Genomic DNA, 13,215 nt, shown 5'->3' on the forward strand with positions numbered 1-13,215 from the left:
TGGGCATCCAATAGCTCCAAATCAGAACCAAACGTGGATAGAACCCGTATTGGCCGCCGAAGGTCGTCCCTTCAGGTGGCCGACATAGCGTCGACGAGGACCGGGCCGGCCTTGGGCATGGCAGCCCCGGTCCTCGTCTAATCATGGGTGGGTGCGTTGGTCGATCCTGCGAAGCACAACGGCAAGAGTTTCAACCTCGTCTGCCGTCATCGGTGGCCATGCAGCGCACACCTGCTCCCAGTACTCCAATCCTTCAGCATCGATTGGTTCGGCCAGTTCGGCTTGGTCTTCCTTTGCAGATTGGGCTGTGCGGCGTCCGGTCGTGTCCGTAGCCCGGTCAGCCATCATCCACACCCGGCTCACCGTCTGCGGTCGCATCCGGTAGAGCACCAGCGAGTGCGCGGTCGACGGCCTCGCGAATGTCGGTGGCGAGGTACCCGCGCACGCGCTTGGTCTGGCCATCCTCCGCCAAGATGTAATCACGGGTTGGACGGCATCCCAACTCGCCCATCTGCCGCCCAAAAGCGGTGGGCTCGACGTCGAGTGCATCGACAAGCTCAGCGCTCGGAATGAACTCCCGTTCGTCGAGGTCGTCGCCGAGATAGTCGACCACCAGCGCGAGCGGCTCAGGCAGGGTGACCGGCTCAACCGTTTGCAGTACGGGACTGCCCGTGCCGAGAGCCTGTGCGACGGCCGCGCGGTCGAGCGACGGTGGACTGTCTTGCCCGAGCGCGTGACCACTGAGCGTCCCAGCCGACTCGCGCAGCGCCCTGCCCTGCTGACAGATGGTCTGCCAATCCTCGTTCGGCATGTAGTAGGTCCGGACAGTCATTGCGAGTACGTCGGCTCCGGCAGCGGTGTGGCCGTCTGGGCGCAGGATGCCGACGCCCTTGTGCGACGGCAGTAGCCGGCTGGAGTCGAATCCTCGCGTGTTCATCTGTTCGCCGAGCACAATGTTGGAGTCGCGCCAGTCCATCACCCGCAGCGCGAACCGCGAGCCGAGGACCGCCCGCAGCCCGGACGGGATCGTCTTCGAGTCCGGCCGCTGCGTGGCCAGTACCAGCACGATCCCGGCTGCCGGTCCTTTCTTGGCCAACCAGGTCAGCAACTCGCCGATGTACTCGCCAGCTGTCAGCTTCTTTCCCTGTACCTCCACGGGTGTCCGGTCTTCCAGCGGTACTTGGACCTCATCGATGAAGATCGCCGTAATCGGCATGTTCAACGCGCTGTCTCGGGACATTTCCGGCGTCACCTTCGACTCGGGGCACGTCAGGTCGTCGAGGTCCCGCATTCGCCGGAACCGTCCTTGAACCTCGGCGACCAGCTCAACCAGCCAGTCCGCAAGAGCCAAAACGTGTTCGGGTTCGTCGCCGGACATGAACCGGTGCGCCACCTGGCTGGCGGCGTCCCAGTCCTTGCCTGCCTTGAAGTCGGCCACGTACAGCCGGACCCACGCGTCCAGGATGAGACCGGCCGCCGCGAGCCGAGCAGCGAAGGTCTTGCCCTGTCGAGGGATCGCGCCGACCAGAAGTGACGTCCAGACCAGCGGCAGATCGATCCGGCGGTCTCGCGCGTCGCGCCCGAACGGCACCGGACGCCACGCGTCCCACGTGGAGACGCCGAGCAGCGGTGTCGGTAGCGGTGGCCGGGCGTACGGGTCCTCATCCGCGACCCACATCGACACTCGCCCGGCGTGCCCGCCGTTGCCGCGCACGCGTTCCACGATGAGCTGAACCTCATCCACCGCGAGGGCCGACGCGAGCGCTTCCCGGTTCTTCACCACGTCGGCTGCCTTGCGAGTTGCGGGCAAGTCGACGGTGATGGCCCATCCGTTCCCGATATGGGTAGCCCGTTCGACGAGCCGAAGAGTTTCGTCCTTGCCGATCAGCTTCGCGTCCCGAAACGCGTCTACCAGGACTTGCGGGTCCATCGTCCAAGTGAGCGTTCGTGGCCCGGCGAGCGCGGGTTTCCGTCCAGGGCTCCCGTCTTTGCGACGCCCCAGGATCGCCAGCGTCACCGACGCGACGGCACCGGCCATCCATAACTGATCGGACCCGTACACGAGATCGACCACGGCGACCGCCAAGGCCAGGACGGCGAGAACAGCGCCGGTGACCTTCCACCGGAACAGAGTGAGTTCACGGATCTCGGTGAACTTGTCGGCCAGCTTGTCCGACTCCTCGGCCGCCGTGCGGTAGTCGCGCACCTTCACCCAGCCTCGCCACCACCGCGCGCCGACGACGACACCACGCAGCACCGCACCGACGAACCGCCACGGCGACTTGAGCACCCAGACCACGCCGTCCTTGGCGGCTTGCACCGCGTGCGGCTTGCTCTTGAGCCACAGCGGCACCCGGGGCGAGTGCCGCCACCACCGCGCGAACCGGCGCCGCATGGTCCGATGGCACGGCTGCGGCAAACTGTCATCGATCAACTCGCCATCGAGCACCGGCCCGACGTGCTCGACTTCGTGCGAACCCATCCGGGCCAGCTCGGCACCACCTTCCTGTTCAGTGTTCATCGCGTGCCCCCTTGACCACCTCGGCGACGAGGGCCGCTGCGAGCCGGGAGGACAGGCCGCGCGAACAGCCGGTGACCTCTCGCACCCACGCCGGGGTCACGACGATGTCCGGTGACCACGCTCGCCGAGCATCGGCGAGATAGTCGGCGAACCATCGCCGCTTGACCGGCTGCTCACGCCAGGGCGCGGCCGGTTCATGACCGCCGTCCGGGTTCGTGGCGTTCGTGAACGCCACCTGCATGGCGTCGGTGAGCTTGTCGCGTAGGTCGGTGACCGCCTCGGCGGCAACGAACACCACCAGCGGGGGGACCGAGTGCAGGACCACCCCGGCCGGCGACCCGGCCGCCCACGATGACCAGGTGTTCATGACGTAGGTGGCTGCCAACGTGAGCCACTTCGCCGTCCGAACCCATGGTCCGGTGTGGACCTGGTATCGCGCGGTCACCTGCTCGGCTCGCAGGATCGCGAGCAGGACCAGGCACACCGTCGGATCGAGCAGCCACGCTGTCAGCCACGGCAGCGAGCCGAACGCGGCCCCGGACGCGGCGAACCATTGGACGTTGGCGGTGGTGAAGGCCAGGCCAAGGATGATCCCGGCCCAGCACAGCCGGTCCACCTGCGTCCGGGCGCGTTCGACCTGCAAGGCCACTACGTCCGGATGCGTCTGCCAGCGCCGGACACTGGCTGCCTCGGCAGCATCGTCGGCGAGCCGTTGCGCTCGGCTCGGCGCGGCCGGGGCGGGCAGTCGCCGGGCGGCGGCCACCCTTCCCGGGTTCTGATGGGTCGCGGTCATCGGCGACCACCGCCCCGGCGCGGGGTGTCCTGCGATGTGACCGTCAGGGCACGCGTCAGGACGTGCGCGGCGATCAGGTCCGGCAGACCGAGCACCACGAGCAGCAGCGTCGGATTACCCGGATGCGTGATCACCAGCCACTGAACGCCCATGAACGCCGCTCCCGTGAACAGCACCCGCCCGGCGAGTGACACCACCCGGGCGCCGGCTCTCGCCGCATCGGCGGTTCGGCGTGCCTTCCGTGCACCGAACCGCCACACGACGAGCAGCGCGAACAGGACACCAGCTCCGGCGAGGATCTGCATCGGCGTGAGGGAGAGCGTCATCGCGCCGCACCTCCCCGGCGGCGCAGCCACGCCGGGTGGAGCGCGCGCCGGTCGGTCTCCGGCAGCGCGCCCCAGACCCCGAGCGTGTTCGCTCCGGCGGTGCGCAGGTCGAGTTCAAGGCACTCGTCGATCACCGGGCATCCGGCGCACAACCGGGCGGCAAGCTCCCTGTCTGGCGGGTCGTCCCCGATCAGTTCGGGCATGTTCTCCCGGTCGAACGCCCAGAAACACAGACCGTGCCTGGTCACCAGGTTCGTGAGCACATCGTCCGGCACGTCGGCGTACCGGTCGAGACGGGCGGCCATCTCCGTGTACTTGTGTTCGGTCATCGCGCACCCCCGTTGAGCACGCGCCGCAGTTCGGCGGCCGGGATGACCAGCCGGGAACGGCGCTGCACGGTGCGGATCTCTCCGACCCGGATCGCGCGATGGATCGCGTTGAGGTCGACAGCGAGAATCCACGCGGCGTCGGTTGTCGAGTAGAACGCCGGTCCACCGGCGTTCGGAATGTGGTTTTGCATGGATGAGACCTTTCCGAGAAGAGATGATTTGATCGCAATATATGAGCTGATTTAGTCGTTCGAAGGCATGGGAATGCCCCGGGTGCGTGACTCGGTCTTGATCGCGGGCCGCGGAATCCGGTTGAGCGCTAATGTCGGCGCTGAGGCGGACCACGGAGGAATGGGTGTCGGAAGACTGGGCGGCGGTCGCGGAGACCATCAATGAGCGCGTGCAGGCGCTCGGGTGGAAGCAGCGCGAGCTGGCCGAACGCTCGCAGGTTTCCCAGGCGATCGTCCGGGAAATTCAGAACCACACCGTGGAGCGCAAGCGCAGCGACCGCACGCTTGAAGCGTTGGCCTTGGCGCTCGGGCTGCACCCACAGCACCTGCTGGCCGTGCTGCACGGCCGCATTCCGCCGGCCCCGGGCCAGCCTCGGGAAGACATGGAGGATGCGGTATCGGCGCGGCTGGCGGTGATTGAGCGTCGGCTCTCCGAGATCACCGAACACCTGGCAGAGCTGAGGGCGGACCTCGCTGTCGTGCTGAGCCGCCGCGACGAGCAATAGGCGTCCGATGGTCAATGGCGCGGGCTGGATTTGCTGGTTTCCGTCTGCGTTCATGCCTCAAGGAAACGGCAACGAGACACCTTTCCGCAGGTGGCTGAAGTTAACGACGATTCCATTAACTTCCACTAACCGCGCAGGTCAGAGCGGTTATCCCGGAGGTGTGGCCGATGGCTGAAACGCGGCTCCAGGCCGTGCGCCGCCAGCTTGGCTACAAGGCCGACGAGGTCATCAAGATGCTGCTCCGCCGCGCCGACGCGCTCGCCGTGCCCGTCATGTCGGCGACAAGCCTCAAGGTCAAGGTGTCGCGCTGGGAAAACGGGCACGAGACCGTCAGCCAGCCCTACCGGCGTCTCTTCCGCGACATCTACGGCCGCACCAACGAAGAACTCGGATTCGAACCGGAAGAAACCGACGACGAGGCCGAGGAACTCGTGTCTCGGCTGGCGCGCGCCCGCTCGGTCGACGCTGAGTCTGTCGACATCTTCCGGCGCCAGGTCGACCAGGCGCGGCACGTTGATCGGAAGCTCGGCGGGGTGCCGCTGCTCGACCAATTGCGCAGCAACATCGATCAGCTTCAGCGTCTGCTCGGGTTCAGCACCCTGCGCGGACAGCGCCAGGCGTTGGCAGTGGTGCTGACCGAGGCCTCGGCCCTGGCGGGATGGGAATCGCTCGACCGCAATGCGATCCGGCAGGCGTGGGAGCACCACGAAACCGCCAAGTCGGCTGCCCGCGAGGCAGAGTCGGCGATCCTGCTCGCCCATTCGACCGCGCAGCAGGCGTTCATCCTGATCGACCTCGGCGAGGTCGAGATGGCCATCGAGCAGCTCGCGGAAGCACGCGCGCTGGCCGAGCGGGCGGCACCACCGCTGCTGCGGTCATGGATGGCGGCCGCGCACGGCGAAGGCCTCGCCGCAGCAGGCCGACGGGACGAGGCGCTACGCGCGTTCGACGCGGCAGGCACGCTTCTGCCGACCGACCCCGTGGACCCGGCGTTGCCGTTTCTCTTCCTGGGTGGAGCCCATCTCGACCGGTGGCGCGGCAACGCGTTGAGCAAGCTCGGCGAATCAGATGCCATCCAGCATCTCACCGACGCGTTACCGCGCCTGCCACCGGACTTCGTCCGGGCCAGGACGGGAATGCTGGTCGACCTGGCGTTCGCCTACGCAGCAGCGGGAGACCGCGACGCGGCACTCGCCCACGCGCGGCAGGCGCGGCGAGTGGCCATGCAGATCAAGTCCGATCGGCAGCTACGGCGTCTCAACGGTCTGATCCTGCCCGGCAGCAGCGCCCCCGGTGCCGCGTGAGGCGATGTAGTACAGCAGCGGCACCAAGGCACCTGCGCCGAGGATTTCCTTCCGCAGCGCCAGCTCAGGAATCCGGGTGAGGGGAACCCACTCCAGCCGCCCGACTTCCTCGGTATCGGTCGGTTCGCCGACCTTCTCAGCCTTGCGCCACAGGTACACGTCGGTCTGCGCGGTCACCTGCCCTGGCAGCGGCTCGAAGCCGATCAGGTGCTCGGCCTCGCCGAGGGGCTGATAGCCACTCTCTTCCCGGATCTCGCGCGCCGCCGTCACTTCGGGCTCTTCGCCCTCCTCGACCAGGCCGCCGAGCAGCTCATAACCCCATTGGTCCGTGGCGAACCGGTAGCGCCACAGCATGAGCACCCGATCTTGCTCGTCCACGATCAAGCCGATGGCGATGCGGGCGAGGTGCACCACGTGGTACTCCCACCGCTCACCGTTCGGCGCCTGCACGTCGGTCAGGCCCAGCCGGACCCACTTGTTGTCGTAGACGGTCCGCTCGCCGAAGGTCTTCCATGCTCCATGCTCGTCAGCCACGCCCAGCACCCTACGGGGGCGTCAACGTCCGTTCCACGTCCATCCGATGGACATGGAACGGGCCTGTTGGATGCCTCCGTCCAACCCTCGCGTAGACCTAAAGGGCCAGGTCAGGCCATGTGCTGCCGCTCACTGGAGTGATCTCCGGCGTTCTGCGGACAGTTTGTTGCCGGTTGGCTACTATCGGTGCGATAGAGGTGCTCATGGTGTCAGGGGAGGCTGCAAGTGGCTGGGCAGGAGCAGGCGGCGGTCAACGCTGTCAGGTTCGTCGTGGCCGGCGGAGGGGGCGGAGGCGCCTCCGGTGGTTCGGCTAACGGTGCCTTCGCACTAGACCGGGACGCCATGACTACCGAGTTGGCAAACCTGCAGCAGCTTCAGAGGCGGATAGCCGATCAGCTTCGCGCTGCGGTGCCAATGTGGTCTATCCAGTCTCCGGGCAATGATCCCGCGTCGCTGCGAAACACCGACGCTTCCAACAAGTCCGGTCGCGCCTACCAGGACGCGCTTATCAGGCAACGCGATTTCGTGGGTGTCTTCATCGGTAAGATCCAGACTGCGCTCGGGATCTACGGAGCCAAGGACGAACAAGCTGCACAGGATGTCAGCGCTGCGGGTGACGGAGGCCACTTCTAATGGCTGGTGTACCTAGGTTCGTTGGCGTCGTCGCTGGTCTGGCTGTTGCGTGCATGCTTACAGCTTGTTCGGGGGCCACAGAGGGCAACCCCGAGCCGGGCGCAGTTCAGTCACCGTCCAGTGCCGGTCCGTCGGCTCCCAAGATTGATTCGCCCTTGCCTGCGACTCTGGTCCAGGGCGATCCATGCGCGGCACTCACTTCTGCTCAGGTCGATAGCCTTTTCTCGAACACGCCGACGCGTAGCCCGGCAGCGGAAGACACCGGAGCTGCGAAGTCATGCTCATGGGGTGATGACGCCCGGGGTTCTCTGGTCGGTATTCAGTTCGTGTATGCGTGGAAGCACGGCTTGGCCGACGTGTATGCGACCCAGGGTCGTGGTTTCTTCAAGGTCTTGAGTCCCGTGCAGGGGTATCCGGTGGTCGCCTACGGTCCGTCGGATCAACGCTCCAAGGGGATGTGCAATGTCGCTGTCGGGATCGCCGACAATGCAGCATTCGAGGCTGACGTTCAGTTCGCCAACTCAGCTGTGGGCACGGGGGATCCGTGTGATGACGCGCGAAAGGTCGCCGATCTTGCGGTTACCACGTTGAAGGCGGGTGCGTGATGGCGTCGGGTCCGGCTGGTGTGGTGCAGGCGTGGATGGAGCAGCAGCAGGCTCAGGGCAAGCTGATCTTGCCTGGTGAGCTGGTGCGCCGGGTCCGGGGCGGTGCTGGGCTGGGCAGCCTCGGGGAGGCTCAGCACATCAGCATGTCTCAAGCCTCCGTACAACAAGGAATCGAGGCGGACACGCAGTCGATCGTGTCCCGGTTGGAGTCCGCGTGGTCGGGGCAGAGTGGTGACGCGGCCCGGGGCGGGTTGCGGCCGCTGGCGGACGCTGCTACCGCGTCTTCGACGGCGTTGGGCACGAGTCAGAACACGTTGACGGATCAGGCTCATGCCTTCCAGTCCACTCGGGACTCGCTTCAGGAGGTGTCGGACTCGCCGCCGGAGCGGGGGCTGGTCGACGTGGTGACGCCGTGGGACACCGATGTCGAGGACCAGATCAACTCGCGTAACGCCGCGATCGATCGAAACAACCAGATCTACCAAAGTTTTACATCCACGAGCGACGGCCACGCACAGAGGATGCCGAACGATTACGGCCAGCTGTCTGACGCGCAAGGCGACTTCACGGTGGACACCCCCTCTGCCGCAACGAATCAGCATGCGACGAACGCGCAGCATTCCACGTTCCAGCCGCGGGGTTCTTCCGGCGATATCGACGGTGGGGTCTCGCAGCCGGGTCGGCACGGCACTCCGGTGACCTCGCCGTCCTGGCAGTCGTCGCCGTCCAGTGGCGGCGCCGGTTCGTCGAATTACGCGCAGCTTCCGGCCGCTCAGGTGCCTGGCGGAGATGGCACGAACACGGCCGGTTTTGTCCCTTCCGCAGATCCCACGGCTGGGGGGCTCCGGGGTGGCGGTGACGCGACACGATTCACTCCGGGCGGCCCGGGTGGCGGCTCATCGTTCGGCCCGGGAAGTGGCCCCGGATCCGGCGGCCCCGGTTTCGGCGGTCCCGGTTTTGCCGGTGGCTTCACGAGCGGTGGCCCCGGTTCCGGGGAATCGGGCGCTGGTGGTCGCGGAGCGGGGATGCCTGGAGCAGGTTCGCGTTCCGGCGATCTCGCCGGGCCGGGGCGGTCGACGGGCGCGGGCCGGTTCGGCCCGGCGGAGGAGACTTCTGCCGGACGGAGCGGCGGCACCGGGGCTGCCGGTTCTCGCGGCGCGAACGGCATGCCGATGGGCGCTGGGGGCGGCAAAGGCGCCAAGGAAGAGGACAAGGAAAAGAAGTCCGCTTCCTATTTGCTGGAACCGGACCCGAACGCGCTGTTCGGTTACGACGGCAAGGCCACCCCGCCCGTGATCGGCAAGTAGTCACTTTCGGACGTCGACATGTTCATGGACGAACCGGTGACGGTGCCGCGCGTGGCGCTGGCCAGGGCGTGGGAATGGGAAAAGGTCGGTCCGGCGCATCCTGTGCTGGGCGTTGTGGAGTGGTGGCTCGAAGACGATGTGTCAGGCCAGTTCGACGAGCTGATCCGGCAGGCGCTTGCCGAGCCCGGGTTCTACGACTTGCGCCGCAACCGTCTTACCGGGGAGTTCCGGGACGTGTTGTGGGGTGTGTCCTCTGCCGACGCGGAGTGCTATCGCATCTCCGGTGATCGCAGCGGGCGCAAGTCGGCCGCGCTCGCGATCGTTACCGGCCGATCGGGGCTGCTGTTCACTGTGGACGATGACCAGGTGACGTTAGCGCGGATCTCGGCAGGCAGGGTCTGCCAGGCCGTCGTCGGCACGCTGCCCGAGGTCCGCCCGGCCGGCATTGCTGAGATTGCCGTGCGTCGATCGGAGTACGGGTCGAGTCGGGTCGCTGACTACTACGACTTGGACGTGACGAGCGACTACACCGTGCCCGACCCGGCTGAGCGGCTTCGCGCGCTGATGGCTGCCCCGCGCAGTGCTGTGCATCAGTTCTACGTGGCCAACAGGACCGATGGGGTGCGGTCGTCGAGTCTTCCGCTGACTGTGGTGGACACGATCAGCGAGGGGCGAGTTCTCACAGTTCTGCAGAATGGTCCCGATGGCGAGGACGTGATCACCGCTGGTCCCGGTAGCGCCGACTACATCAGCGGGACCCTGGACAACACGATGCGCGGCCTGCGGGCCTGACGTCAGATTCGCGCCGCAGGTAACCGTGCGATTCGGCGTAGGTGGCGAGCTGAGCCGATCTCTGTGGCCAGAGCGTGTGCTTTTGCAGCGTGGGTGTGTGCTTCGTCGTGTTCGCTGATCGCGGTCAGCGCGGTCGCCAGATCGACACGTAGTCCCGCCTCGGCGCGGGTGAACGTGGGGTCCAGCTCATGCAGGGCCTCGGTGAGGACGTTGACGGCTTCCGGCTCGCCGATGCGGGCGAGTGCGTTCCCACGCCACCGGGCAAGGTGGACGTCGTCAAGAACGACATAGGGGCCGTCATCTGGACCGGGACGAGGCGGTAGCAGCGATTCTGCGCGATCGAAGGCACGCAGGCTTGCCGAACGGCGGTCGCACGCGGCGAGCGCTTCACCGTGCGCGGCGGCGAGCCAGGCGCGCAGCGTCGGGCCGGTGGTTCCTCGCGCATGCTCTTCGGCCGTCGCCAGCATGTCGGCGGCCTCGTTCGTTTGCCCGAGATCCAGCAGTACGAAAGCTTGTTCGGCCTCTGTGTGCGCCTCAAGGGCGAGATCACCGGATTGACTCGCGGCTTGCTTTGCGCGTTCGTAGTGGTCCCACGCCGTGGAGATCTGGCCACGGTCGAGCGCCTGCCACCCGGCGAGGGCGCTCAACTCCGCGAGCAGCGCGGCAAGGTTCCGGCGCGTCCCGGCAGACACGCTGTAGGAGAGCAATCGCGATACCTGGTCGACCTTGACTGCCACCTCGTCATAGGCGGTGATGGCGCCGAGCTGCCGGTCCAGCTTCCGCACCGCCTCAAGCTGGCCGTGCAAGAGGGTGACCACCTCAGGCGTGACCCGGCGGGAAGTGGCGAGGGCAGCGCTGAGCTCCTGCTCGCTTGTCGCTTCGCGGGCCGTTGATTCGAGCGGGGTCAATAGCTCGTCGATGCCGGTGTCGAAGATCCGTTCAAGCAACCTTGCCGTCGCGGGGCGTGGGCGGCCAACCCGAGTGCCGTCCGTCCGGAGCCCGGCGACGAGACGTTTGAGGTTCCGTTCGCTGAGCGTGCCGGATTCTCCAGAACGGCGGGCGAACTCCTCTGCGGCCTCCGTGAACTCCGCGAGCGACTGATTGCGCTGCCAGATCCGCTGCTCAAGCAGCGTCCGAGGTCGTCGTGCGCGTTCGCCAGCCGCCATGCCCTCTCCCATGTCCCCGCAATGGCCCCGCTCCGGCCCACGTGTGGCCTTCGCTGAAATAGCTCCACCATACACGCTTATATCAGCTCAAACTGGTAATGGGGCGCTGGTGGGTGCGGCCGGCGGAAGGGACCGAACAGTGGCAACCGACGAGGACCGGCTCTACGTGGCTTGGCATCTCTGCGCCCGTGACGGACGCGACCACGCGATCACGGACGAGGAGTTCGCGCGCGGACGGCGTACGGGGTCCGCGGGCTGCTATCGGGCGGTCTGCGGCCATGTTGTAGTCGTGGGTTCGATGCTGCTGGCGCCCGGCTCGCCGTGCAGGGCTTGCTGGACCTACGTCTCCGGTCGGGCCTTGGTCCCGTCGCCAGTGCGGCCGCCCCGACGAACTCGACACCGCAGAGCCTCGCTGTGGTGTCGGCTTCGCCACAAGGGACAACATGCCGCGCGTGTTCTCGGCACAACCTCGGCCGCCACGGGCGGTGCGCAGTGACCGGGCCCGTGTTCCTGGCCCGGCCGCTGCCCGGAACCGTTGGAGAAACACGCCGGGTGGTCCACCTGTTCACCGTTCCTCCCTCGGGCGCAACCCCACCCCGGCTCATCGCAGCCTGCGGCGCGGAGTTCGGCCCTGACGAACTCGAACTCATGAACGCGCTACGGGGCATGCCCTGCACGCACTGCCTACGCCAGACACCGACTGCCCCCGAGCTGACGGCGGGCGCCTGATGGCGGGATTCGTCCGCGTTGAAGGCTTCACCGGCGGAATCGACCCGGTCCTCGTTCCGCCGGTGCGGCTGCTCATAATGGCCATGCTTGTCGACCAGCAATGGCACGAGTTCTCCGCTCTGCGTGCGTCGCTGAGGTTGAGTCCGCAAGTCCTGTCCAAGCAACTGGCCACTCTGCGCACAGCTGGCTACCTCGACACCCGGCCGTCATCCGACGGAAGGCGATCGTCGTGGCAGATCGCGGACCACGGTCTCGACCGGCTGGCCATGCACCTCACCGGCTGGGAACATCTCACGGCGCTGGCCTCGTCCGCCGTCCGATCCGCGCGGGCACACAACCAGCCGTGAGGAAGTGCCCCGGGCTGGCCGGGACAGGGCAGGCGGGGCGCCTCTCTCCTACGCGCGCAATCGGCGCACAAAGCAGGGTGGGACGGGTTCCCCGACGACCCGTCCCACCCGTCCCACCGGCGTTTTGCCTGCTAGACACCGTTCCGGACCCGTCCCAGGGCTGGGACGGGTTGTGACGCCGCGACCCAACCCGGCCCAGTGCAGTCCGGCGCCTCAGTCCGCGCCGACGGTGGTGATCTATCCGATTGGGATCAGTGCGGCTATCGCCTGTTGCCTCATACTGGCACGGGCTCCGACTGGGCGTGGTCGTCGGCTCGTCCGGGGCCGTAGAGGAAGACTCCGGGGCTTTCCTCAACAGATGCGTTCCGGATCTTTTCCGCGAACTCGACGGGCCAGCGAGTTTGTGTCGACCAACGTGCCGAATTAAGGACTACGCCGTCCAGACGTGCTCGTCGCAGATCTGCACCGCGGAGATTGGTGTTGCGTAGATCCGCCCAACGCAGGTCGGCGCCAGCGAAGGTAGTCGCGCTGGCATCGACGTTACGCAGGTCGGCTCCTTGGAGGTTTGCCGCGCTTAGGTCTGCCTCCCGCAAGTCCGTCCAACGGAAGAACGCCCAGGTCAAGTCCGCCTCTACCATCCTCGCCTTCCGCAGATCGGTCTTGCTCACAATCGCTCGCCGGAGGACAGCCCGGTTGAGATTCGCTTCACTCAAATCGACTTCGTTCAGGATCGCGTGACTCAGATTCGCGGCACGGAGGTCCGCCTGGTTCAGGTTAGCGCGGGTAAGATTCGTTCTGTACATGTCCGCAGAGCGAAGGTCCATTGCGCTCAGATCTGCATGGCTCAGGTCCGTTTCGTTGAGTATGATCGACCGCGGGGCCGCCAGATCGAGATGAGCTCGGTGGAGAGCTGGTTCCACCGGGCTTGTCTCAACCTGCTCGTCCGGGGCACTGGAACTCGCCACCGCGGTGGCGAGTTCCGCTCCGAGCAGGCTGGCCAGATAGCGGCGACGTAGTGAGTACTGTACCCCTGCCACGGGATCTTTAGGAATGACTTCGGGATCGGACGTATATCCCAGTAAGGCCGACAGGT

The 13,215-nt window shown here is 66.6% G+C and carries 15 protein-coding genes; 7 read left to right on the plus strand and 8 right to left on the minus strand.

The window, feature by feature from the left end:
• Positions 1–337 precede the first annotated feature (337 nt).
• The 5 genes from ACFY1H_RS29605 to ACFY1H_RS29625 are packed head-to-tail and all read right to left on the minus strand — an operon-like array spanning position 338 to position 4,160.
• Positions 338–2,521, minus strand: a complete 2,184-nt coding sequence (locus tag ACFY1H_RS29605; RefSeq protein WP_386951636.1) for an FtsK/SpoIIIE domain-containing protein — start codon at positions 2,519–2,521, stop codon at positions 338–340.
• The gene (locus ACFY1H_RS29610; protein ID WP_386951638.1) at positions 2,511–3,314 is read right to left on the minus strand and encodes a hypothetical protein; all 804 of its coding nucleotides are present in this window, start codon (positions 3,312–3,314) and stop codon (positions 2,511–2,513) included. The genes ACFY1H_RS29605 and ACFY1H_RS29610 overlap by 11 nt, the downstream gene beginning before the upstream one ends.
• Positions 3,311–3,640 carry a hypothetical protein gene (locus ACFY1H_RS29615; RefSeq protein WP_386951639.1) on the minus strand — a complete coding sequence of 110 codons (330 nt, stop codon included), beginning with the start codon at positions 3,638–3,640 and terminating at the stop codon, positions 3,311–3,313. Before ACFY1H_RS29615 ends, ACFY1H_RS29610 begins: the two co-directional genes overlap by 4 nt.
• Positions 3,637–3,969, minus strand: coding sequence for a WhiB family transcriptional regulator (locus ACFY1H_RS29620; RefSeq protein WP_386951642.1), 333 nt, complete (start codon positions 3,967–3,969; stop codon positions 3,637–3,639). The genes ACFY1H_RS29615 and ACFY1H_RS29620 overlap by 4 nt, the downstream gene beginning before the upstream one ends.
• Positions 3,966–4,160 (minus strand): helix-turn-helix domain-containing protein, encoded by a 195-nt coding sequence (locus ACFY1H_RS29625; protein ID WP_386951645.1) that lies wholly within the window; start codon positions 4,158–4,160, stop codon positions 3,966–3,968. The genes ACFY1H_RS29620 and ACFY1H_RS29625 overlap by 4 nt, the downstream gene beginning before the upstream one ends.
• A gap of 164 nt (positions 4,161–4,324) precedes the next feature.
• Here ACFY1H_RS29625 and ACFY1H_RS29630 point away from each other — a divergent pair, with 164 nt between their 5' ends.
• Positions 4,325–4,705: an XRE family transcriptional regulator gene (locus ACFY1H_RS29630; protein ID WP_386951647.1), complete on the plus strand. Its 381-nt coding sequence runs from the start codon at positions 4,325–4,327 to the stop codon at positions 4,703–4,705.
• Between the two features lie 167 nt (positions 4,706–4,872).
• On the plus strand, positions 4,873–6,009 hold the full coding sequence (locus ACFY1H_RS29635) for a tetratricopeptide repeat protein (protein WP_386951650.1): 1,137 nt from the start codon (positions 4,873–4,875) through the stop codon (positions 6,007–6,009).
• Here the strand turns inward: ACFY1H_RS29635 and ACFY1H_RS29640 are convergent.
• On the minus strand, positions 5,953–6,543 hold the full coding sequence (locus ACFY1H_RS29640; protein ID WP_386951653.1) for an NUDIX hydrolase: 591 nt from the start codon (positions 6,541–6,543) through the stop codon (positions 5,953–5,955). The two genes, ACFY1H_RS29635 and ACFY1H_RS29640, sit on opposite strands and share 57 nt — an antisense overlap.
• A 342-nt stretch (positions 6,544–6,885) precedes the next feature.
• On the opposite strand from ACFY1H_RS29640, the gene ACFY1H_RS29645 reads away from it, so the two are divergent.
• The 4 genes from ACFY1H_RS29645 to ACFY1H_RS29660 are packed head-to-tail and all read left to right on the plus strand — an operon-like array spanning position 6,886 to position 9,880.
• On the plus strand, positions 6,886–7,176 hold the full coding sequence (locus tag ACFY1H_RS29645) for a PE domain-containing protein (protein WP_386951655.1): 291 nt from the start codon (positions 6,886–6,888) through the stop codon (positions 7,174–7,176).
• 53 nt (positions 7,177–7,229) lie between these two features.
• Positions 7,230–7,781, plus strand: coding sequence for a DUF3558 domain-containing protein (locus ACFY1H_RS29650; RefSeq protein ID WP_386952176.1), 552 nt, complete (start codon positions 7,230–7,232; stop codon positions 7,779–7,781).
• 35 nt (positions 7,782–7,816) lie between these two features.
• Positions 7,817–9,088 (plus strand): hypothetical protein, encoded by a 1,272-nt coding sequence (locus ACFY1H_RS29655; protein WP_386951658.1) that lies wholly within the window; start codon positions 7,817–7,819, stop codon positions 9,086–9,088.
• 18 nt (positions 9,089–9,106) lie between these two features.
• Complete coding sequence (locus ACFY1H_RS29660) at positions 9,107–9,880, plus strand: ESX secretion-associated protein EspG (RefSeq protein WP_386951661.1); 774 nt, start codon at positions 9,107–9,109, stop codon at positions 9,878–9,880.
• Positions 9,881–9,882: 2 nt separating this feature from the next.
• Here ACFY1H_RS29660 and ACFY1H_RS29665 read toward each other — a convergent pair whose 3' ends face one another.
• Positions 9,883–11,046, minus strand: coding sequence for a hypothetical protein (locus ACFY1H_RS29665; RefSeq protein ID WP_386951663.1), 1,164 nt, complete (start codon positions 11,044–11,046; stop codon positions 9,883–9,885).
• A gap of 728 nt (positions 11,047–11,774) precedes the next feature.
• On the opposite strand from ACFY1H_RS29665, the gene ACFY1H_RS29670 reads away from it, so the two are divergent.
• Positions 11,775–12,122: a transcriptional regulator gene (locus tag ACFY1H_RS29670; RefSeq protein ID WP_386951666.1), complete on the plus strand. Its 348-nt coding sequence runs from the start codon at positions 11,775–11,777 to the stop codon at positions 12,120–12,122.
• Between the two features lie 275 nt (positions 12,123–12,397).
• Here ACFY1H_RS29670 and ACFY1H_RS29675 read toward each other — a convergent pair whose 3' ends face one another.
• Positions 12,398–13,159, minus strand: coding sequence for a pentapeptide repeat-containing protein (locus ACFY1H_RS29675; RefSeq protein ID WP_386951669.1), 762 nt, complete (start codon positions 13,157–13,159; stop codon positions 12,398–12,400).
• Between the last annotated feature and the right edge of the window lie 56 nt (positions 13,160–13,215).

It is taken from the genome of Amycolatopsis sp. NPDC001319 (assembly GCF_042896185.1).
Lineage (GTDB): Bacteria > Actinomycetota > Actinomycetes > Mycobacteriales > Pseudonocardiaceae > Amycolatopsis.